This is a genomic window from Kribbella sp. NPDC051770, assembly GCF_040681455.1.
Classification (GTDB): Bacteria; Actinomycetota; Actinomycetes; order Propionibacteriales; family Kribbellaceae; genus Kribbella.
The window spans coordinates 65,425-87,243 of the sequence record NZ_JBFAYT010000010.1 but is presented as its reverse complement, the minus strand read 5'-3'; the positions used below and the strand labels follow the sequence as shown (position 1 = coordinate 87,243).

General features: G+C 71.0%; 16 protein-coding genes. 8 read left to right on the top strand and 8 right to left on the bottom strand.

Going from position 1 to position 21,819, the window contains the following annotated elements:
* Positions 1 to 31: 31 nt before the first annotated feature.
* On the bottom strand, positions 32 to 700 hold the full coding sequence (locus AB0M01_RS29360; protein ID WP_077016494.1) for a TrkA family potassium uptake protein: 669 nt from the start codon (positions 698 to 700) through the stop codon (positions 32 to 34).
* Positions 700 to 1,362, bottom strand: coding sequence for a TrkA family potassium uptake protein (locus tag AB0M01_RS29355; protein ID WP_363675144.1), 663 nt, complete (start codon positions 1,360 to 1,362; stop codon positions 700 to 702). The genes AB0M01_RS29360 and AB0M01_RS29355 overlap by 1 nt, the downstream gene beginning before the upstream one ends.
* 94 nt (positions 1,363 to 1,456) lie before the next feature.
* Between AB0M01_RS29355 and AB0M01_RS29350 the strand changes: the two genes are divergently transcribed.
* The 4 genes from AB0M01_RS29350 to AB0M01_RS29335 all read left to right on the top strand — a co-directional run bounded on the left by AB0M01_RS29350 (position 1,457) and on the right by AB0M01_RS29335 (position 11,341).
* Positions 1,457 to 3,487 (top strand): APC family permease, encoded by a 2,031-nt coding sequence (locus AB0M01_RS29350; RefSeq protein ID WP_363675142.1) that lies wholly within the window; start codon positions 1,457 to 1,459, stop codon positions 3,485 to 3,487.
* Positions 3,484 to 4,656: a class I SAM-dependent RNA methyltransferase gene (locus AB0M01_RS29345; protein ID WP_363675140.1), complete on the top strand. Its 1,173-nt coding sequence runs from the start codon at positions 3,484 to 3,486 to the stop codon at positions 4,654 to 4,656. The genes AB0M01_RS29350 and AB0M01_RS29345 overlap by 4 nt, the downstream gene beginning before the upstream one ends.
* Positions 4,657 to 4,722: 66 nt before the next feature.
* On the top strand, positions 4,723 to 10,398 hold the full coding sequence (locus AB0M01_RS29340) for a hypothetical protein (RefSeq protein ID WP_363675138.1): 5,676 nt from the start codon (positions 4,723 to 4,725) through the stop codon (positions 10,396 to 10,398).
* A 10-nt stretch (positions 10,399 to 10,408) separates the two neighbouring features.
* Positions 10,409 to 11,341: an LLM class F420-dependent oxidoreductase gene (locus tag AB0M01_RS29335; protein ID WP_363675136.1), complete on the top strand. Its 933-nt coding sequence runs from the start codon at positions 10,409 to 10,411 to the stop codon at positions 11,339 to 11,341.
* On the opposite strand, the gene AB0M01_RS29330 is transcribed toward AB0M01_RS29335, so the two are convergent.
* Positions 11,338 to 12,570: an MFS transporter gene (locus AB0M01_RS29330; RefSeq protein WP_363675133.1), complete on the bottom strand. Its 1,233-nt coding sequence runs from the start codon at positions 12,568 to 12,570 to the stop codon at positions 11,338 to 11,340. The two genes, AB0M01_RS29335 and AB0M01_RS29330, sit on opposite strands and share 4 nt — an antisense overlap.
* A 157-nt stretch (positions 12,571 to 12,727) precedes the next feature.
* Here AB0M01_RS29330 and acnA point away from each other — a divergent pair, with 157 nt between their 5' ends.
* Entirely contained in the window at positions 12,728 to 15,508 is a 2,781-nt protein-coding gene (gene acnA, locus AB0M01_RS29325; RefSeq protein WP_363675131.1) for an aconitate hydratase AcnA, read from the top strand.
* Between the two features lie 153 nt (positions 15,509 to 15,661).
* Positions 15,662 to 16,252 (top strand): hypothetical protein, encoded by a 591-nt coding sequence (locus tag AB0M01_RS29320; protein WP_363675129.1) that lies wholly within the window; start codon positions 15,662 to 15,664, stop codon positions 16,250 to 16,252.
* A 40-nt stretch (positions 16,253 to 16,292) separates the two neighbouring features.
* Here AB0M01_RS29320 and AB0M01_RS29315 read toward each other — a convergent pair whose 3' ends face one another.
* On the bottom strand, positions 16,293 to 17,336 hold the full coding sequence (locus AB0M01_RS29315) for a hypothetical protein (RefSeq protein WP_363675127.1): 1,044 nt from the start codon (positions 17,334 to 17,336) through the stop codon (positions 16,293 to 16,295).
* Positions 17,333 to 17,932, bottom strand: a complete 600-nt coding sequence (locus AB0M01_RS29310; protein WP_363675125.1) for an RNA polymerase sigma factor — start codon at positions 17,930 to 17,932, stop codon at positions 17,333 to 17,335. Before AB0M01_RS29310 ends, AB0M01_RS29315 begins: the two co-directional genes overlap by 4 nt.
* 133 nt (positions 17,933 to 18,065) lie before the next feature.
* Here AB0M01_RS29310 and AB0M01_RS29305 point away from each other — a divergent pair, with 133 nt between their 5' ends.
* Both AB0M01_RS29305 and AB0M01_RS29300 read left to right on the top strand, forming a co-directional pair.
* Positions 18,066 to 18,782: a sulfite exporter TauE/SafE family protein gene (locus tag AB0M01_RS29305; protein WP_363675123.1), complete on the top strand. Its 717-nt coding sequence runs from the start codon at positions 18,066 to 18,068 to the stop codon at positions 18,780 to 18,782.
* Between the two features lie 21 nt (positions 18,783 to 18,803).
* A complete protein-coding gene (locus AB0M01_RS29300) occupies positions 18,804 to 19,352 on the top strand; it encodes a HEAT repeat domain-containing protein (protein ID WP_363675121.1) in 549 nt (182 codons plus the stop codon).
* 14 nt (positions 19,353 to 19,366) lie between these two features.
* On the opposite strand, the gene AB0M01_RS29295 is transcribed toward AB0M01_RS29300, so the two are convergent.
* The 3 genes from AB0M01_RS29295 to AB0M01_RS29285 form a co-directional block, all read right to left on the bottom strand.
* Positions 19,367 to 20,002 carry a maleylpyruvate isomerase family mycothiol-dependent enzyme gene (locus tag AB0M01_RS29295; protein ID WP_363675119.1) on the bottom strand — a complete coding sequence of 212 codons (636 nt, stop codon included), beginning with the start codon at positions 20,000 to 20,002 and terminating at the stop codon, positions 19,367 to 19,369.
* Positions 20,003 to 20,200: 198 nt separating this feature from the next.
* Complete coding sequence (locus tag AB0M01_RS29290; RefSeq protein ID WP_363675117.1) at positions 20,201 to 21,463, bottom strand: RNA polymerase sigma factor; 1,263 nt, start codon at positions 21,461 to 21,463, stop codon at positions 20,201 to 20,203.
* The gene (locus AB0M01_RS29285; RefSeq protein WP_363675115.1) at positions 21,463 to 21,807 is read right to left on the bottom strand and encodes a YciI family protein; all 345 of its coding nucleotides are present in this window, start codon (positions 21,805 to 21,807) and stop codon (positions 21,463 to 21,465) included. The genes AB0M01_RS29290 and AB0M01_RS29285 overlap by 1 nt, the downstream gene beginning before the upstream one ends.
* Positions 21,808 to 21,819: the final 12 nt, after the last annotated feature.

Here is a 21,819-nt window from a genome sequence, read left to right as displayed (position 1 = left end):
GCCGGGTGGGGGAGGCGTCAGCCTTCCCCACCTACTTTCTGTGGTGCGGCGACAGCATGTCCTCGAGCTGTTCCTCGGTCTCGTCCGCGGCGACGAACAGCAGTTCGTCGTTCAGCTCCAGCGTGCCCTCGGGGTCCGGTCGCAGCACCCGGCCCTCGCGGATGATCGTCACCAGCGCGGTGTCGGTCGGCCAGTCGATGTCGCCGACCCGCAGGCCGATCATCGGGGAGTCCTCCGGCAGCGTCAGCTCGACCAGGTTCGCGTCGCCCTGGCGGAACGTGAACAGCCGGACCAGGTCACCGACCGAGACCGCTTCCTCGACCAGCGCCGACATGATCCGCGGCGTCGACACCGACACGTCCACGCCCCAGGCCTCGTTGAACATCCACTCGTTGCGCGGGTGGTTGACCCGGGCAACAGTCCGCGGTACGCCGAACTCCGTCTTGGCCAGCAGCGACACGACCAGGTTCACCTTGTCGTCACCGGTGCTCGCGATCGCGACCTGGCAGCGCTGCAGCGCCGCCTCCTCCAGCGAGGACAGCTCGCACGCGTCGGCCAGCAGCCACTCGGCGCGCGGCACCGACTCGGCCTTGATCGCCCGCGGGTCCTTGTCGATCAGCAGCACCTCGTGGCCGTTCTCCAGGAGCTCGCCGGCGATCGAGCGCCCGACGTTCCCGGCCCCGGCGATGGCTACCCGCATCACAGCTCCTCAGGCTTGGCGCCGAGCTGGGCCTCGATCGCCGCCGCGTTGGTCTCCAGCATCACGACGTGCACCAGGTCACCCTCCTGGATGACCGTGTCCGCCTTGGGTAGCAGGCCCTCGCCGAGCCGGGTCAGGAACGCGACCCGGGCCCCGGTGGCCTTCTCGATGTCGAAGGCGGCCCGCCCGACCCAGCCCGAGTGCACGTGCACCTCGGCCAGCCGGATCGTCGCCGACGGGTCGCGCCACTCCGGCTCCGACCCGCTCGGCAGCAGGCGGCGGACCATCTGGTCCACCGTCCACTTCACCGTGCCGACGGTCGGGATGCCGAGCCGCTGGTAGACCTCGGCGCGGCCCGGGTCGTAGATCCGGGCCACCACGTTCTCGATCCCGAAGTTCTCCCGCGCGACGCGCGCGGCCAGGATGTTGGAGTTGTCGCCGTTGGAGACCGCCGCGAACGCCTCGGCGTCCTCGATCCCGGCCTCGATCAGCACCTCACGGTCGAAGCCCATCCCGGTGATCGTGCGGCCGGAGAAGTTCGGGCTCAGCCGCCGGAACGAGTCCGCCGACTGGTCGATGATCGCCACCGTGTGGCTGCGCTTCTCCAGGGTCCGGGCGAGCGTCGACCCGACGCGTCCGCAGCCCATGATGACGACGTGCACTTCGTGATCACTCCCTGCCCCGCGGGGGGCCGCTGGCATCCATTCGGCGGTGTAGACGCTACACCGAACCTGGGGGCCCTCTAACATCCTCGGTGTGACCCCCGCTCTCGGCGACATCGGCAAGCGACTGCTGATCGGCCGCAAACTGCGCAGCACCCAGCTCGGTGAGACGTTGCTGCCGAAGCGGATCGCGCTGCCCGTGTTCGCCAGTGACGCTCTGTCGTCGGTCGCCTACGCGCCGGACGAGATCCTGCTGACGCTGTCGCTGGCCGGCCTGACCGCGCTGACCTTCTCCTGGAAGGTCGCCATCGTGGTGGCCTTCGTGATGCTCGTCGTGGTCGCGTCGTACCGGCAGAACGTGCACGCCTACCCCTCCGGCGGCGGTGACTACGAGGTCGCCAACGTGAACCTCGGCCCGACCGCCGGGCTGACCGTGGCCAGCGCGCTGATGGTCGACTACGTGCTGACCGTCGCGGTGTCGATCTCGTCCGCCGCCCAGTACGCCGCCTCGGCGATCCCGGCGCTGGAAGGTCATCAGGCGACGGCGGCGGTGGTCGCCGTCCTGTTCCTGGCCACGATGAACCTACGCGGCGTCCGCGAGTCCGGTACGGCGTTCGCCGTACCGACGTACGTGTTCATGTTCACCATCCTCGGGATGGCCGCCTGGGGCTTCGGCCGGATGCTGTTCGGGCACCTGCCGGACGCGGCCACCGCGTCGTTCGACATCGCGCCCGAGGGCCAGTTCGCGACCGGCGCCGGGGGACTGGCGATGGGCTTCCTGGTGCTGCGCGCATTCTCCTCGGGCTGCGCCGCGCTGACCGGTGTCGAAGCCATCAGCAACGGCGTACCGGCGTTCAAGAAGCCGAAGAGCAAGAACGCGGCGACCACGCTGCTGCTGCTCGGCAGCATCTCGATCGTGATGGTGATCAGCGTCGTCACGCTGGCCAACGTGATGAAGGTGCGGTTCGCCGAGGACCCGGCCACCCAGCTGCTGAACAACGGCGTACCGCTCGGGCCCGGCTACCACCAGGACCCGGTGATCGGGCAGCTCGCGAAGGGCATCTTCGACCACTTCAGCCCCGGCTTCTACCTGGTCGCCGCCGCCACCGGCGTGATCCTGGTACTGGCCGCGAACACCGCGTTCAACGGCTTCCCGGTGCTCGGCTCGATCCTGGCCCGGGACAGCTACCTGCCCAAGCAGCTGCACACCCGCGGCGACCGGCTCGCGTTCAGCAACGGCATCATCATCCTGGCCGCGTTCGCGATCTTCCTGATCATCGCGTTCGACGCCGAGGTGACCCGGCTGATCCAGCTCTACATCGTCGGCGTGTTCGTCTCGTTCACGATCAGCCAGACCGGCATGGTCCGGCACTGGACCCGGCTGCTGCGCACCGAGACCGACCCGGCCAAGCGGGCCCAGATGATGCGCTCCCGGGTGATCAACACGATCGGCCTGACCCTGACCGGGATCGTGCTGGTGATCGTGCTGCTGACCAAGTTCACCCACGGCGCCTACATCGCGATCATCGCGATGGCGGTGCTGTTCCTGCTGATGAAGGGCATCCGCCGGCACTACGACACGGTCGGCCACGAGATGGCGATCGAGGGCGATGACCAGCTGATGCTGCCGTCGCGGGTGCACGCGATCGTGCTGGTCTCCAAGCTGCACAAGCCGACGCTGCGGGCGCTGGCCTTCGCGAAGGCGGCCCGGCCGTACATGCTGGAGGCCGTCACCGTCGACGTCGACCGCGAGGAGTCCGAGGCGCTGCAGGCCGAGTGGGAGCGGCACGACATCCCGGTGCCGCTGAAGCGGCTGGCGTCGCCGTACCGGGAGATCACGCGGCCGATCCTGCAGTACGTCCGCGACATCCGGCGGCAGTCGCCACGCGACGTGGTGATGGTCTACATCCCGGAGTACGTCGTCGGGCACTGGTGGGAGCAGTTCCTGCACAACCAGAGCGCGCTGCGGCTCAAGGGGCGGCTCTTGTTCACACCTGGTGTGATGGTGACGTCGGTTCCGTACCAGCTGATCTCCTCCGAGGCTGCCCAGGAACGGCAGGACCGGGTGGAGCGGGTGGCCGGGCAGGTACGCCGGGGCAGCCGCAAGACGTCAGGAGATCGGTGACGGACGAGGACATCGTCGGAGCGGTGCTGGAGCTGGAGATCGGCCCGGTGGCGCACGGCGGGCACTGTGTCGCGCGCTACGAGGGCCAGGTGGTCTTCGTTCGGCACGGGCTCCCGGGGGAGCTGGTGCACGCGCGGGTGACCGAGCGGACCAACAAGTACCTGCGGGCGGACGTCGTACAGGTGCTCACCCCCTCTCCGCACCGGATAGAGCCACCCTGTCCGTACGCCGGACCGGGCCGCTGCGGCGGTTGCGACTTCCAGCACGCCAACATCGTCGAGCAGCGCCGGCTGAAGGCGACAGTGGTCTCCGACACGCTGCGCCGGATCGGTGGCATCGAGCGGACCGTGGTGATGGAGTCGCCGGGCGACGACGGGCTCGGCTGGCGGACCAGGATGCGGTACGCCGTCGGTCCCGACGGCCGCCCCGGCATGCGCGTGCACAGGTCGCACGAGCTGGTGCTGGTCGACCAGTGCCTGATCGCACACCCCGGTACGCCGCCAGTGCTGGACCAGCGGTGGGCCGACACGACGTCGGTGCAGGCGGTGGTGTCGTCGGAGGGCAAGCAGGCGGTGCTGACCGACGTAGCGAGCGGTGGTCGACTCGTCGAGGTAGTGCGCGACCGCAGGTTCCGGGTGGAGGCCGGTGGGTTCTGGCAGGTCCACCCGGCGGCCGCCACGACGTTGGTGGACTCCGTACTGGCTGGGCTGGAGCCTGCTGCCGGTGAGACCGCGCTGGACCTCTACTCCGGGGTCGGGCTGTTCGCTGCGTTCCTGGCGGAGGCCGGCTGCGCGGTGCTGGCGATCGAGGGGGACAAGGACGCGGTCAAGAACGCCCGGCGCAACCTGCATGACCTGACCGGTGTGACGCTGGAGCAGGGGGACGTGGACCGGGTGCTGACCGGTGCTGTCCGGCAGGGGCTGTCGCAGGTCGACCTGGTTGTGCTGGACCCGCCGCGGACCGGCGCCGGCAAGCACGTCGTACGCCGGATCGCGGGGCTGTCGCCCCGGAAGATCGCGTACGTCGCCTGTGACCCGGCGGCACTGGCCCGCGATCTGAAGACGTTCGCGGGCCTCGGGTACGGCGTCAGCTCGCTGCGGGCGTTCGACCTGTTCGGGATGACCCATCACATAGAGTGCGTCGCCGTGCTCGAACCTGTGACTGGTTAGTTGCCGTAGGGCTCGGGTACCGTTCAGCGCTGGTGCCCTGAATGCTCGCTGGAGACCTGATACCCGATGCCGCTCGTCGACCTGGATGACCCGGAGGAGCTGCGCGCCCGCTGGAGCGCCCTCGCCGCGGTCGCCCACGCCACCGGCTTCGACCGCCGCTGGTACGCCGACGGCGGCGGCTGGTACCACCAGGACGAGACCGGCTCCGACCTGCGCATGGTCCGCCTGGACGGCGGCCGCTCGGTCCTCTTCGGCTACCACACCCAGCACAGCCGCACCGCCGGGACGGACCTGCTCGCGGGCGCCCCCGACTGGATCGGGCAGCCCGAGGTCAAGCAGCGGATCGCGGCGGGGGAGCTGGGCTTCGTCTACGGCTCCTTCAACGGCACGTGGGCGCGCGCGTCGTACGAGGGTGATCCCTGGCAGCCGGTCGACGACGGCTTCCTCCCGATCGGCGAGTGGGTCACCTCGGACGAGGGCTCGGCGCGTGAACTCGTCGAGTGGGCCGCGGAGTGGGCCGACTACCTCGGCGGGCTGGACGAGCTGGTGCCGCTCGCTGTCGGGCTGATCCGCTCCGCTGGGGCCTCGACCTTGTCGGCGGACGAGCTCGACCACTTCTTCGGGCGCCTGGGGATCGGGCCGCGCTCGCCTCAGCAGCCTGACCTCCATGCCGCTCTGGTTGCCGCTGCTCAGTTCAATTCTGGCGCTGCTGCTCCTGTCTTCGCGCCTGCTCCGGTCGTGGTTGAGGAGCCGGAGGAGGAAGAGCTCTTCATTGTGCCGCCGGGGGTCAGCCCGTTCACGGGGCAGCCGATCGCGGATGACGCCGATCCGGTGATCGGGGGCGCTGGTGAGCCGGCGTACGAGCCGTCCCCGGCGTACGAGCCGCCGCCGCGCGAGCCGCAGCCGCCGCGCGACGCCCCTGACGACGGCTACGGCGTCGTCAGCAAGAAGCCCCGCCTCTTCGGCCGCAAGAAGAAGCCCCGCGAGGACGACAACGCCTCGCTCGCCGGCCTGGGCCTGGCCGCCCCCGAGCCGCCGGTTGCCGACTCGGCGCCGTACACCTACGACCGCCCCCTCCCATCCTCCGAACCCCCACGCGTAGGCGCCCCCGTCGAGGACGGCGAAGACTTCTACGCCAGCCTCTTCGCCGACGCCCCCGCCGCGGCGAGGTACACGCCCGACACCCCCACGTCCGCGAACGAGGCCACCAACGAGCTGGCCGCGGTCACCGACGACACGGCCCCCTTCACACCGTTCCCGGAGCCGCCACACCCGAACTCGCCGTTCGCCCCGACGCACGAGGCGCGGGACTCGGCGTCGCCGTTCGCGCCACCCGCTGGTGACCGGCAGGCGCCTGCTGCCGACTCCGCTCCCGCTTCGCCCTTCGGCCCCCAGACATCCGATCCCCGCGAGCCCGATCCCGGGCAGCCCGCCGCCTCACCCTTCGCGCCCCCGGCCTACGGCCCCGAGGCCCACACCGCTCAGCCCGGCGCCCAGCCACAGGCTCCTCATCCGGGTGCTCCTGCCGGATTCACGCAGCCGCACCAGCCCGCCCAAGCACCCGTCCCACCCTTCGCGGAACCACCTCCGGAACCCGGCTCCCCGTTCGCGCCCGCCGCCTTCGCCCCCGGCTCGTCCCCGGCCGACGACACCGGCGTCATCACCCCCGTCGACGCCGACCATCCGCAAGCAACCGCCGACGACGACACCGGCGTACTGACCCCCGTCGACGACGCATCCACCCCGGACGACAAAACCGGAGTGATCGCCCCGGTAGCCGACCCCGGCACTCTCGACGCCTTCACCGCCGGCGACGACACGGGCGTCATCCCGCCGGTCGCCGAAGCCATCGCCGCAGACCCCGACGACGACACCGGCGTCTTCCCACCCGTCGCAGCCCCCGAAGCCCAGCCGCCGTACGACGAGCACGAGGCCGAACCGCAGACCTCCGAGGACGCATCCCGCCCGCCGACTGCGGACTCAACGGCGCCCCAGCCGTACGACCAGACGCCCTCAACAAGTGAGCCCCAGGCTGTCCAACCCCCGTCCTCCCCCCTGGACACCCACCTCCCGCCGTCCACGTCCCCCCTCGACGACCACCTCACCCCTCCGTCCCCCATGGAACGCGAGTGGGTAGGCGGCGCCTGGATCAACGGCGAGTGGATCGAAGACGCGGCGGCGTACCTGGCAGCCAACCCCCACCTGGCACACCCGCCGCGCCCCGCACGCCGCCAACGCAGAACGTCTCCGGCGGACCTCCCCACCGAGTCCATCGAGGCCCTCCCCACCGACGAGGACACCCCGCCGGACGCAGCTGACGTACGCCGTACCAGCCACCAGGCAGACGCCGCCGGCTACCCCGCACCCGGTGACGTCGCCCCCGACGCGCCCGACGACCATGCGCTCGACGCACACGCCGGCCGCGACGACGCCCACCTCGCGCCTGCCACGGACGTCGACGCCGACCATGCACGCGAGGTCGACCGACCCGCTCCCGACGCCCGATCCGACGACCGCCGACCGTACGACGTACCAGCCGACACCGAGCACGCCGGCGACACCCAGCATCCAGTCGACGAGTCCACCCCCAGCGACGGACGAACCCACCGCGGCCACCGCCCGGCAGACGACCACGCAACCGACGGCGAAGACGACCGCTACGCCCCCGGCCAGCGCTGGACGGTCCACCCGGAGTCCACCGACGACCCGATCTTCGAAGACCAGCTGATCGGCGAGCCCAACGCTGAACCCGAGGATTCCCCGCCGCAACCAGCCGCCCACTGGACCAGCGCCCCTGCGGAGCCGGACCCGCACCACCCCGCTCAGATCATCCACGTCGGACAACAGCACCCCGCCGACCCGACCGACCTCGCCGCAGGCAACCCCGCGCCAGCCGACCAGTCCGAGCCCCACGCCGAGAACGAGTCATTGCGCTCCGACGACGCCGGACGCCACCCGCAGGCTCACGCGTTCGAGCAGGATGCCGCGCACCACCCGTCCGACCACGATGCAGCGCGTCACCCCCAGGCGTCCGACCACGGCGCAGCGCGTCACCCCCACGCGGCCGACCACGGCGCAGCGCATCACCCCCACGCGCCCGAGACCGACGCCGAGCCCCATCCCCGCCCGTCCGAGGATGCCGCACACCAACCCCGCGCCTTCGAGGACGAGGCCCCGACCGCCGAGATCGCCGCGATCGTCGACGAGCCGACCCGCGAGGACATCGCCCGCATCGACTCCGGCAAGCACCCCACCGCCGGCGAAGGCCCCCGCACGTACCCGCCCCTGAGCGACCAGTACGGCGGCTCCGGCGACGAGCTCGACGAGTTCACCTCCGAGGTCTTCCACGACGAGACCCTCGGCAACGCCGACTGGACCGCAGACCAGCTCGGCGAGATCACCGCGCAACCACCTGAACCTCAACAAGACGTCGAGGCTGTGCCGCAGTCCGACGGTGCGGCAGACTCGGCTGCAGCCGAGGCCGAGCAGCTCGAACGCCGGGCCGCCGCCGGAGAATCACCCGAAGATGTCGTCGGCGAGGCGGCCGAGGATGCAGCGCCCGAGCGGACGCCCGCAGCCGAGCAGACAACCGGCGCAGACACCGAGGCGCAGTACGCGGAACAGGCAAGCGCCGCCGGGACGGCGCAGCAGTCAACCGGCGCAGACGCCGAGCCGCAGTACGCGCAACGGGCAGGCGCCGCCGACACGGCGCAGCAGGCAACCGCCGCGGAGGCCGAGGCTCAGTACGCGGAACGGGCAAGCGCCGCCGGGACGGCGCAGCAGGTAACCGGCGCAGATGCTGAGCCGCAGTACGTGGAACGGGTAAGCGCCGCCGACACGGCGCAGCAGCCGTCCGAGCAAGCAGATGCTGCGGAGTACGAACCCCAGCAGGCGCAGCAGGTAGGCGCTGCCGATGCGCAGCGACAGCTGGCCGAGTCGGCGAGTGCTGACGGGTACCAGCCGGGGTCCGCGGAGCAGGCAAGCGTTGCTGACGCGCAGCAGCCGACCGAGGATGCAGGTGCTGCGGAGTACGAGCCGCAGCAAGCGGATGAGCTAGCCGCCGCCGACGCGCGGCAGCTGGCTGAGTCGGCCAGCGCCGACGCACAGCAGGCGGCAGGGCCTGCAAGTGCCGGTGAGTATGAGCCGCAGCAAGCAGGCGTCGCTGACATGGCGTCGCAGTCCGCGGACCAGGCAGGTGATGCCGGCGAGCGGCACCCGGCCGAGCAGGGGAGCACTGGGGAGTACCAGCCGCAGTACGCGGAGCAGGCGAGCGCCGCTGACGCGCAGCAGCCGGCAGGTGCCGCCGAGCACGAGCCGGAGCACGCGGGCGTGGCCGATGCAGCGCCGCAGTCCGCGCTGCAGGCGGGCGCCGCCGGTCCACCGGAGTTGGCTGAGCAGACGAGTGCTGAAGAGCGCGAGCTTCAGCAAGCGCAGCAGGCAGGTGCCGCCGACACGTTGGCGCCGGCCGAGCGGGCAGGTGGTGCGGAGTACCAGGGTCAGCAAGCGCAGCAGGTAGGCGCCGTCGAGACCGAGCAGGCGGGCAACGCGTCGACCGCCGAGCAGCCGACCGGTGTCGAGGATGCGCCGAGTGCCCGTCAGGCGCCGGCCGCGGAGGACGCACCGAGCGCCGGTCAGGTGCCGACCGCGGAGAATGCGCAGCTCGCCGATGAGCAAACCGCAGGTGACCAGCAGACTGTCGACGGGGCTGAAGGCGCGGACGACGGTGAGCGGACTGAGGAGGTTGCCGCTCTCGGAGACGCCTACGACAACCAGCCGGCTGCCAGCTACACCGACTCGTACGTCGGCGAGAAGACCGAGGAAGTCGCCGCGCTCAGCGACGGGTATGAGGACGACACCGCTGAGGTGGTCGGGCTCGCGGAGGCCGTGGAGGCGTACGAGCGGGAGCAGGCGGCCGACGTACGCACGGACGAGCAGGGCGGCGAGGGGGAGCTGGCGGCTGGAGCGGCCGGGATCGCGGCGGCTGGTGCGCAGGTCGGCGGGCTGAACGGGCATCACCCGGAGCAGACCAACGGGCAGTCGGTCGACCACACGAACGGGCGCGCCGACGAGCAACTTAACGGGCACGCCGGGGAGCACGCCGACGAGCGTCTGGACGCGCACAGCGCCGACCCGACCGATGGGCAGCTGAACGGGCGCGCCGACGAACACCTCAACGGCCACACCGCCGAGCACCCCCAGCAGCACCCCGACGACCCCGCCGCCATGCTCATCCCCGAGCTCTCCGGTGCCGGCACCCCGATCGCCCTCCCGCTCGGCGTCGAGCAGGCCATGCGCGCCGAGCCCGAGCGCCCCCGCGCCAAGCCCATCGAAGCCTCGGCATTCGAAGCCCTCAGGACCTGGTGCCGGATCAGGACCGACGTCGTCCCCTCCGGCTTCACCATCCAGGTGCAGGTCCTCGACCCCAACCGCCCGTCCTACCGCTTCGATCTCGAGCCCGCGCAGGTCGAGCACGACGAGTGGCCCGACGACCGCCTCAGCGAGCTGCTCGGCGACCTCTGGATCGAGGAAGCGAAGACCGATCACGGCGGCTGGCTCTTCGCGCGGATCGACGCCGCCGGCCGCACGCTGCGGATCGATCGCTGGTACGACCAGGTCCCCGAGTGGTGGGACACCCAGCTCCCGGGTGAGATCGACGTCGAGGGGCTCGTTCGCCGTCTCTATCGCCGCGGCCCGGACTTCCAGCCGTCCTACCTGGAGCAGCTGTACATCACCGCGGGATAGCGTTGTCCCCATGTTGCTCAGGATCTTCACCGAACCCCAGCAAGGCGCCTCGTACGACGACCTGCTGACCGTCGCCCAGAAGACCGAGGAGTGCGGGTTCGACGCGTTCTTCCGGTCCGACCACTACCTCGCGATGGAGGGCAGCGACGGGCTGCCGGGGCCGACCGACGCCTGGATCACCCTCGCCGGGCTCGCGCGCGAGACCAGCCGGATCAAGCTCGGCACGCTGGTCAGTTCCGCGACGTTCCGCAACCCCGGTGTCCTCGCGATCACCGTCGCAGGCGTCGACCAGATGAGCGGCGGGCGCGTTGAGCTCGGGCTCGGCGCGGGCTGGTACGAGGCCGAGCACGCGGCGTACGGGCTGGACTTCCCGGACACGCCGGGGCGGTTCGACCTGCTGACCGAGCAGCTCGAGCTGATCACCGGGCTGTGGGACACGCCGGTAGGGGAGAAGTACGAGTTCGCCGGGAAGCACTACCAGCTGAAGGACTCGCCCGCGCTTCCGAAGCCGGTGCAGCAGCCGCACCCGCCGATCATCGTCGGCGGCGCCGGCAAGAAGCGCACCCCGGCGCTCGCCGCGCAGTACGCGAACGAGTTCAACGCCGGCTTCAAGACCGTCGAGGACACGAAGGTCCTCTTCGAGCGCGTCCAGGCCGCCTGTACGGCGATCGACCGCGACCCGAAGACCCTGCACCTGTCCGCCGCCCACCGCGTTGCCGTCGGCAAGGACAAGGCCGAGGTCGAGCGCCGCGCCGCCGCCTTCGGCTGGTCGATGGACCAGCTGAACCAGCACGGCCTCGGCGGCACCCCGGCCGAGATGGTCGACCACCTCGGCCGCTTCGCGGAGCTCGGCGCCGACCGGTTCTACCTGCAGATCCTCGACCTCACCGACCTCGACCACCTGGAGTTGATCGCCTCCGAGGTCCTCCCGCAGCTGTCCTAGACCGTACGGCGAGGGCGCCGCATGATCGCCGCGGTCACGGCGAAGAGTGCGGCGCCGCCCGCGAGGGCGGCCGGCAGCCCGGCCACGTGCGCGACGAGCGTGATCAGCAGTCCGCAGACGACCTCGCCGAGGTACTCGGCCTGTGCGAGGAACGAGTGCGTCGTCGCCCGTACGCCGGACGTGGTGCGCGCGTTGACCCAGATCGTCGAGATCACCCGGGTGAGCGGTACGGCGATCCCCGACACCAGGATCAGCGCCGCGGCACCGGTCGCCGCGTTGGGCGCGACGGCCAGCCCGAGGGCTCCGGCGGTCCCGACCACCGCGGCGACGCCGTACGAGTGCCGCGCGTGCTCACCGTCGAGGCGCCGGCCCGCGATCCGCAGGGTCAGCGCACCGAGGACGAGGGCGAGGAAGCCCAGCCCGGTGAACCAGACGATCGGGTCGAGCCGGATCGGCAGCCCCAGGTCGAGCAGCTGCTTCGGCGCGAGCCGGCCGGCCGCGTCGGTCGCGCCGTTGACCAGGAACGTCGCCAGAAAGATCCGGAGCAGATCCGGGCTGCCGCGGACCAGGGCGACTCCCTGGCGGAAGATCGTCCAGGATGCCGCCCATCGCGCACCGGTCGCGGGGACAAAGCGGTGCTCGCTGAAGCGGGTGACGACGTACAGGCTCAGCAGCAGCATCGCGGTCCCGGCCCCGACGATGGCCACCTCGCGCCGGGTGGCCCAGGCCAGAGCGCCGATCAGCACCAGCCCGGTCGCCGCTCCGGACAGCTGGGCGCGGGCGGTGCGAGCCAGTACGCCGGAGACCTGGCCGGGGTCGTCCAGTTCGTCGGTGATCCAGGCGACGTCGGAGCCGCTCGCGAAGGTCCACGCCAGCCCCCACAGCACCTGGGTCGCCAGCAGCAGCGCGAACGAGGTGACCAGCCCGGTCGCCACCATCGCCGTTCCCATCAGGACCTGCGACACGACGAGCGACCACTTCCGGCTGACCGTGTCGGCCAGGACGCCGGCCGGTACCTCGCAACACAGCGCGAAGATCCCCTGCACGGCTCCGATCGCCACGATCTGGGCGGCGCTCAGTCCGGCGTCGACGACCAGGTAGACCGAGGTGACCAGCCACCAGCCGTTGTGCAGTACGGCGCGGGCCCAGTTCCAGCGGACGAACGCGCGGATCAGCGCGTCCGGCGGCGAAGTGTGCACGCGGCAGTCGATCAGCCGGTGGGCGCGCACGGCAACGGAGTTTCGGCTTAGAGTGGTGGCTCGACATCGTGTATCTTGATGTCGAGAGAGTTTGTGGGGACAGGTTAGGGCAGCCTGACCTGCGGGGCCGGTCGGTGGCTCGGCAGGATGGGTACCAGCGGACCAGGACGGACAGAGGAGCAGGTTGATGGCCAGCGTCGACAGCTTCGGTGCCAAGGGTGCACTCGAGGTCAACGGACAGTCGTACGAGATCTTCAGGTTGGCGGGTATCGAGGGCGCGCAGACGCTGCCGTACTCGCTCAAGGTGCTGCTCGAGAACCTGCTGCGCACCGAGGACGGCGCGAACATCACCGCCGACCACATCACCAAGCTGGGGAACTGGGACGCGAACGCCGCGCCGGACACCGAGATCCAGTTCACGCCGGCCCGGGTGATCATGCAGGACTTCACCGGTGTGCCGTGCGTCGTCGACCTGGCCACCATGCGCGAGGCCGTCGCCGAGCTCGGCGGCGACCCCACCAAGATCAACCCGCTGGCCCCGGCCGAGCTGGTCATCGACCACTCCGTCATCATCGACGTCTTCGGCCGCCAGGACGCCTTCGAGCGCAACGTCGAGCTCGAGTACGAGCGCAACCGCGAGCGGTACCAGTTCCTGCGCTGGGGCCAGACCGCGTTCGACGAGTTCAAGGTCGTCCCGCCGGGCACCGGCATCGTCCACCAGGTCAACATCGAGCACCTGGCCCGGACCGTCATGGTCCGCAACGGCCAGGCCTACCCGGACACCTGCGTCGGCACCGACAGCCACACCACGATGGTCAACGGCCTCGGCGTCCTGGGCTGGGGCGTCGGCGGGATCGAGGCCGAGGCCGCGATGCTCGGCCAGCCGGTCAGCATGCTGATCCCGAAGGTCGTCGGCTTCAAGCTGACCGGGTCCGTCCCGGCCGGCGCCACCGCGACCGACGTCGTACTGACCATCACCCAGATGCTGCGCAAGCACGGCGTGGTCGGCAAGTTCGTCGAGTTCTACGGCGACGGCGTCGCGGCCGTCCCGCTGGCCAACCGCGCCACCATCGGCAACATGAGCCCGGAGTTCGGCTCCACCTGCGCGATCTTCCCGATCGACGACGTCACGCTGGACTACCTGCGGCTGACCGGCCGCGGCGACGACGAGGTCGCGCTCGTCGAGGCGTACGCCAAGGAGCAGGGCCTGTGGCACAACGCCGAGGTCGAGCCGCGCTTCTCGGAGTACCTCGAGCTGGACCTGTCGACGGTCGTCCCGTCGATCGCCGGCCCGAAGCGCCCGCAGGACCGGATCGAGCTCAGCGAGGCCAAGGAAGGCTTCCGTGGCGCCCTGGTCGACTACGCGACCGAGGAGCTGGACGTCGACCCGTCGGAGCTGGGCAGCTTCCCGGCCAGCGACGCCCCGAACGGGCACGGCCACACCAACGACGAGCCGCACACCCCGCACGGTGCGGGGGCCCAGGGCCGGCCGTCGAAGAAGACCAAGATCAGCCTCAACGGCCAGGAGGTCGAGCTCGACCACGGCCACGTGGTGATCGCCTCGATCACCTCCTGCACCAACACGTCGAACCCGTCGGTGATGCTCGCGGCCGCGCTGCTGGCCAAGAACGCCGTCGACAAGGGCCTGGCCACCAAGCCGTGGGTCAAGACATCGCTCGCCCCGGGCTCGAAGGTCGTCACCGACTACTACGAGAAGGCCGGCGTCACGCCGTACCTCGAAAAGCTCGGCTTCCACCTGGTCGGCTACGGCTGCACCACCTGCATCGGCAACTCGGGCCCGCTGCCCGAGGAGGTCTCGGCCGGGGTCCAGGAGGCTGACCTGGCGGTCGTGTCGGTGCTGTCCGGCAACCGCAACTTCGAGGGCCGGATCAACCCGGACGTGAAGATGAACTACCTGGCGTCGCCGCCGCTGGTGATCGCCTACGCGCTGGCCGGCACGATGGACTTCGACTTCGAGACCGACGCGCTGGGCCAGGACACCGACGGCAACGACGTGTTCCTGAAGGACATCTGGCCGAGCGCCGACGAGGTCGAGGCCGTGATCGCGACCTCGATCAACAAGGAGATGTTCGCCAAGGACTACGCCGACGTCTTCGCCGGTGACGAGCGCTGGCAGTCGCTGCCGACGCCCGAGGGCAAGACCTTCGACTGGGACGGCGAGTCGACGTACGTGCGCAAGCCCCCGTACTTCGAGGGGATGGCCAAGGAGCCGTCGCCGGTCACCGACATCAGCGGCGCCCGGGTGCTGGCGAAGCTCGGCGACTCGGTCACCACCGACCACATCTCGCCGGCCGGTTCGATCAAGGCCGACAGCCCGGCCGGCAAGTACCTCGCCGACCACGGTGTCGACCGCAAGGACTTCAACTCGTACGGCTCGCGCCGCGGCAACCACGAGGTGATGATCCGGGGCACCTTCGCCAACATCCGGCTGCGCAACCAGATCGCGCCGGGCACCGAGGGCGGCTTCACCCGCGACTTCACCAAGGACGACGCCCCGGTGACCAGCATCTACGAGGCCTCCGAGGCGTACGCCGAGGCCGGTACGCCGCTGGTGATCCTGGCCGGCAAGGAGTACGGCTCGGGCTCGTCGCGCGACTGGGCCGCCAAGGGCACGGCGCTGCTCGGCGCGAAGGCCGTCATCACCGAGTCGTTCGAGCGGATCCACCGCTCGAACCTGATCGGCATGGGCGTGCTGCCGCTGCAGTTCCCCGAGGGCGAGAACGCGGAGTCGCTCGGGCTGAGCGGCGAGGAGACCTTCGACATCAGCGGCGTCACCGCGCTGAACGACGGGGAGATCCCGCGGACCGTCAAGGTCACCGTCACCGGGACCGACGGGTCGACGAAGGAGTTCGACGCGGTGGTCCGGATCGACACTCCGGGTGAGGCCGACTACTACCGCAACGGCGGGATCCTGCAGTACGTGCTGCGGTCGCTGATCGCGAACTGATCGACGGCTGAACGAAGGCCGGTCCCCGCAGCGGGGGCCGGCCTTCGTCGTCCGCCGGTCCTTGTTGTTCACCGCGCGGGCGCCCGCTGGTCACACGCGCCTGGTTGGCTGTCGGTCGCAAACCGGGGGCGAGACCGAAGTACGGGGTGGACTGTGCGGGCAGGCGTTGTGGTCGCGGCGGCGTTGATCGGAGTACTGGCAGGCTGCGCGGCGAGTGAGCCGACGGCGTACGGGCCGACCGTGGCCGGGCCGACGAAGACCTCCAGCAAGCAGGACGCGCCGGCGCTGCCCGAGCCGACCATCGACGAGGGCGAGCCGCCGATCGTCCGCGTCTCCGGCAGCCGCCTGTGCCAGCTGTTCACCTCGGCGGAGATCAGCGAGCGCCTCGGCCTGAAGGTCGGCAAGGTCGTCGCCAGTACGCCGGGCCGCTACTCGCGCTGCGTCTGGAAGTCGGCGAAGGGCGACGGCATCGTCAGCATCACCCGCGGCAGCGGCGCCGACTACGAAGCGCTGAAGCAGCAGTACATCGCCGAGGCGACCAAGGAGAAGGCCCGCGGCCGCAAGGAGCTCGGCGTCGGCCAGATCGGCTTCGCGATCGGCGCCTCGGTCAGCGGCGTCCCGAACTGGCGCGCCGCGTCGGTCGAGTCCGGCCTGCTCACCGGCGTCCAGATGTCCGGCGCCGGCAGCCTCGCCAGCGCCGCCACGATCAAGATCTTCATGATCGAGGTCCTGGCCCGCGGCTGAGCCCGGCAGCGCGAAACCCCACGCTGCCGGGTCCCGGTGCTCAGCGCTCGGCGCACCCCAGCGTGGACCACCCGTTCGCGGGGCTACCGCCGCGGCCGACCGTGTCACCGGTCTGCCAGAGCACGTCCGACCAGCCGCCGTCGGCCTGCATGTCCTGCAGCACCTTCCAGCTACGGCTCCCGGCGAGCGCCGCCGTCGCTTCCTTCAGCTTCACGGTGTCGCCGGACTGTTTCGCCGCGATCCACTGCCCGATCCAGCCGCAGGCGACCTCGCCGGTGACCATCACGCCGAAGTGGTACCGCGCCAGCACCAGCACCTTCAGCAGCCGCTCCCGGTCGAAACCGCCGGGCACCGGTACGCCGGTCAGCATCTCGTCGACCACCCGCGGCGCGTCCGACTGCTTGACGATCGTGTCCGGCATCGCGTCCAGCCACGCGTCGGTGTCGACGGTCTTCAGCTTCGCCACCAGACTCCGGTACGCCGCCTCCGAGCCGAGGTCGGCACGGATCGTCAGGAAGTACCGGCCCTTCGGTGGAAGCACGATCGTGAAGTCGCTCGGCTCGCCGGACAGGTACAGCTTGCCGGTCTGCCCGAGCAGCTCGACGGGGGAGCCCTGACGGCTCTTGTCCTCCCAGCTCGGGTACCGCTCGACCGGCCGCCAGTCGGCCTCCAGCTCCTGCTCGCCGCTGACGAACTCGATCTGGCCCTCATCCGGCCCGAACGCCGGCACGTCGCCGATCTTCCAGCCCGGGTCGTCGAGCACCAGCCGCGGCGTCGCGTCGGTGGCCGCCCGAAGTTCAGCGCCGTACGCCGAAACCGGTGCGGCCGGGTTGCCGCCCTTCGGGAAGAACACCCCGGTCAGCGCGACGGCGACGGTCGCCGCGGCGGCGACCAGGACGACCACGCGCCGCCGTACGGGCGGTCGGGACGTGCGCAGCGGGGTGACTTCCGGGGTGGGTGTCTGGGTGCTGATGACGGCCTCCAGGAGATCGGACTCGGCCTTGCCGGTCGGCAACCGCCGCACGGTGTCGTCCGAGTACGGGTTGGCCCGGGCGATCAGCCGGTCGAGCTCGTCGTCGTTCATCGCTCCTCCTGTGCCGGTCGCTGGGGTTGGTCTTCCCGTACATGTCCGCCTTCGCCGAAGGCGTCTCCGAGGCTCTTGCGCAGCCGGCTTCTGGCCCGGTGCAGCCGCGTCCGGACCGTCCGTGCCGGTACGCCGAGCACGATCGCGGCCTCGCGCGGTTCGAGACCGTCCCAGGCGGTGAGCATCAGCAGCTCACGGTCGTCGTCGTTCAGCCCGGCCATCGCCTGCCGGATCACCGCCGCGGAGCCGGTGAGCTCGGCGTGGTCGGGCAGCGCTTCGACCAGGTGCTGCCGCAGCCGTCCGGCGAGCCGGTCGCGGCGGAGCTCGCCCCGGCGATGGTTGGCGACGACGCGGCGGGCGACGCCGTACAGCCAGAGCCGGGCGGTGCCGTCGACGGGCACCTCGTCGATCCGCCGCCAGGCCACCAGCATCGATTCGGCCACGACGTCGGCGGCGTCGTCGGGCGAACCGACCCGGCGCAACGCGTACCCGAGCAGCGGGCGGAACTCGTTGTCGAACAGCTCCCGGAACCGGCGGTCGTGGTCCGGCAGCGCGCCGACGTCAGCCGGCGGGGGCGGGCTCGAAGTGCTCCTCATGCTCCACCCATGTCCGGGAGTATGACCATCGTTACAGGTCAGTTCCGTCGGGTGTGTACGGTCCTGGGGCGGGTAGGACGGTCCTGGCAGCTCGTACGGCGGGCTGGTGCGGCGGTGAGAGAGGCTGGGCGACGTGGAGCTGGGGATCTTGTTGCTGGGCGGTCTGGCGATCGCCGTGGCGGCCGTCGTCCAGGGGACGCTCGGGCTCGGGTTGATGCTGGTCGGGGCGCCGGTGGTGGCGCTGCTCGATCCTTCGCTGATGCCGGGCGGGATGCTCGTGCTCGGGATGCTGCTGCCGATCCTCACGCTGGTGCGGGAGTGGGACCAGATCGACTGGCGGCAGGCCGGCTGGCTGACCGGGGCGCGGGTGGTGACGACGCCGCTCGGGGTGCTGGTGCTCGGCTGGCTGTCGGCGCGGGCGATCGGGGCGGTGGTCGGCTTCGTCGTCCTGGGTGCGGTGGTGCTCACGTTCTGGCGGCTCGAGGTGCGGGCGACGCGGCAGAACCTGGTGATCGCCGGCGCGGTCGCGGGGATCTCCGGTACGGCGGCGTCGATCGGCGGGCCGCCGGCGGCCGTCGTACTGCAGCACGAGCAGGGGCCGCGGCTGCGGGCGACGCTCGCGGCGTTCTTCCTCATCGGGTCGGCGGTGTCGCTCGCCGGGGTGGCGATCGGCGGGCAGCTGACGCGGCACCAGTTGCTCTACGGGCTGTCCTGGATCCCGGCGCTCGGGATCGGGTTCGCGGTCGCCGTACCGCTGCAGAAGCGGTTCCACGGGCCGCGGCTGCGGCAGACGATCCTGGTGCTGGCCGGCCTGTCGTCGATCGTGGTGATCCTCAAGTCGCTGCTCTGATCGTCGGGTTTACTTGAGCGGGTGACCCATCCCCGAGCGGTCGTGCAGGCCGCCTGCGCCCGGTACGGCGAACAGACGGTCATCGACTGGTGCGTCGCGCTGCTCACCGAGGAGATCTCAGGCGCTGACGCGTTCGGGCCCGACCTGCCGAAGCTGGTCGCGCTGACCGGGCAGGAGAACCCTGGTGGGTGGAGCCGGCCGGTCGATCCGGTCAACTACTACTGGGTGCGGGTGTGGGCGGCGCGGGTGCTGATGTACGCGTGGAGCGACGAGGCGGTCGAGGCGCTGCGGATGGTCGCGGACGACCCGGCCTGGCGCGTGCGGGAGCACGTCGCGCGGATCACGGCGCAGCGCGAGCTGGGCGAGCTGGTGGGATTGCTGCTGCCGATGCTGGAGCACGAGCTGCCGCGGGTCCGGGTGGCCGCTGTGCGGGCGGTGGGCGCGGGGGGGGAGTACGAGCACGCTGAGGCGATCGAGGGGCTGCGGGACGACCCGGACCAGAGCGTGCGGGCAGCGGTCGAGCGAGCGCTGGAGAACCTGCAGACACGACTGGACCGCACGCTCGACTGATCACGCCCCCGGCGCTAGGTAAGTGCTGAGGTGACCGAGGGGAGCGCTGAGCCGTAGAGGGCAGCCAGACCGGCCGGGCGGCCCGTGGCGGTGAGGATGAGGTCGGCGAGCGAGCCACGGAGCTCCAGAGCACCGGAGCCCCCTGACCACGGGTAGTCCGTGGCAACCAGGCGGGTGTTCCGCAAGCGCTTCTGTGCGCCGTAGAACTTGCTCTTCAGCACATGCTCCAGCGCGATCACCGCAGCCTCGGCAGGCATCTCGCGGACCCGGCCCAGCGGCCGCGCGACGTCCTGGCCGTGGACGAGCGCGTCGAGCAGCGGATCGACGATCCCCGCGCCAAGCGTGCGGTGAGCCGATGCGGCGGTCCCTCGGAGCTGGGTGACCAGCTCAGCGGGGGAGTACCGCGCCGCCCGCTCGGTCGCGAACGTCAGCTCCATCCGGTCGAAGCTCCCCCGGGCACGGATCGCACCGCGGACCACCATTCCCAAGGTCGTCCGCGTCGACAGCGTCAGGTGCGCGGCGACGTCGTGGACTGTCCACCCCGCGCACAGCGAGTCAGCCCGCCACTCGGCGGCGCTCAGGCTCTCGAAGAAGTCGGCGAGGCTGAGCCGCTCGGCAGTGGTCAGGGCAAGTACAGCGCGGTCGTCCATGGCGGTCCCTCTCGTCGGTCTTTCCACCACCACGAACGACACCCCGGCGAATGGACACCTGCCGGCGATCTTCTCCCGGCAGACTCGGACACCCACCACTCACCAAGTCCGCCGGATCGGCCGGTCACGCGGCGTGTCGCGGCGTGTCGTGGCGCGAGACGGCGGTTGATCAGTGGTGGGTGTCCGGCAGGCGCTGGGTCAGCGCGCACCGCGCAGCGCGGACAGCCGCCTCTCGACATGCTCGCGCTCCGGATCCGTCCCCGCCGTCTCCAGCGCTAACCCGTACGCCGCCAGAGCCTCTTCCCGGCGCCCGAGCTGCTCGAGCAGATCCGCCCGCGCCAAGTGATACGGGTGATACGAACGCAGCAACAGCTCCCCAGCGAGCTCGTCGACCAGCCGCAAGCCCGCCTCCGGTCCGTCTCGCAGCGCGATCGCCGCCGCGCGGTTGAGGGCGACGACCGGCGACGGCACGAGCGCCAGCAGTACGTCGTACAACGCAACGATCTGCGGCCAGTCCGTCGTCGCCACGGTGGCGGCCTCGTCGTGCAGGGACGCGATCGCGGCCTGTACGCCGTACGGCCCGGGCGGCCCGGTGATCGCGCCGACGACCAGCGCGCGCCCCTCCTCGATCATCGTCCGGTCCCAGAGTCCGCGGTCCTGCTCGTCGAGCAGCACCAGCTCACCATTGGGCCCGGTCCGCGCCTCGCGTCGCGCGTGGATCAGCAGCATCAGCGCGAGCAACCCCGCGACCTCTCGATCGCCCGGCATCAGCCGGTGCAGGATCCGCGCGAGCCGGATCGCCTCCTCGGCCAGGTCGACGCGTTGCAGGTCGGCGCCGGAGCTGGCGGCGTACCCCTCGGTGAAGACCGAGTACGTCACCTGCAGCACCCCGGGCAACCGCTCCGGCAACTCGTCGGCCGCGGGCACGCGGAACGGGATCCGGGCCTCGCGGATCTTCTTCTTCGCCCGGACGATCCGCTTGGCCATCGTTGCCGTCGGCACCAGAAACGCCCGCGCGACCTCGGGCGTGGTCAGCCCCGCGAGGCAGCGCAGCGTCAGAGCCACGCGATCCTCGGCCGGCAGCGCCGGATGAGCACAGGTGAAGAACAGCTGCAGCCGCTCGTCAGGGAACTCGCCGTCCTCGGCATCGGCGGCAGGCGCGGTCCGCTCGGCCTCGACCTGGAGGACGGCGAGCCGCGCGGCGTACGTCTTGTCGCGGCGCAGCCGGTCGACCGCCTTGCGGCGCGCGGTGGTCATCAGCCACGCGCCGGGCTTCGGCGGTACGCCGTCCACCGGCCACTTCTCGAGCGCGACCTCGATCGCGTCGGAGGTGACCTCCTCGGCCAGATCGAGATCTCCGAAGCGGCGCGACAGGGCCGCGAGCAGCCGCCCACGCTCCTCGCGAAAGACCTGCTCGACCATCTCCACCGAGGCGGAGATGGTCGAGCGCTCGTCGTACATCAGCCGAAGTCGGCGACCGGGCGGACCACGATGTTGCCGTCGCCCCGCGACCCCGGGCAGCGTGCCGCCCAGTCGAGGGCGACGTCGAGGTCCGGGACGTCGATCACGTAGAACCCGCCGAGCACCTCGCGGGTCTCGGCGAACGGCCCGTCGGTGACCGTGCGGTGGCCGGCCGCGTCGACCTTGACGGTGGTGGCGGTGACCAGGTCGGCCAGCGACTCCCCGGAGACCAGGATGCCCGCGTCGCGGACCTCCTTGTCGTAGGCCATCCAGTCGGACGGCGTACAGCCCTCGGCCTGGCCGTCGGCGGTCGGGCTCGCGTTGATCAGCAGCAGGTACTTCACGGTGGATCTCCT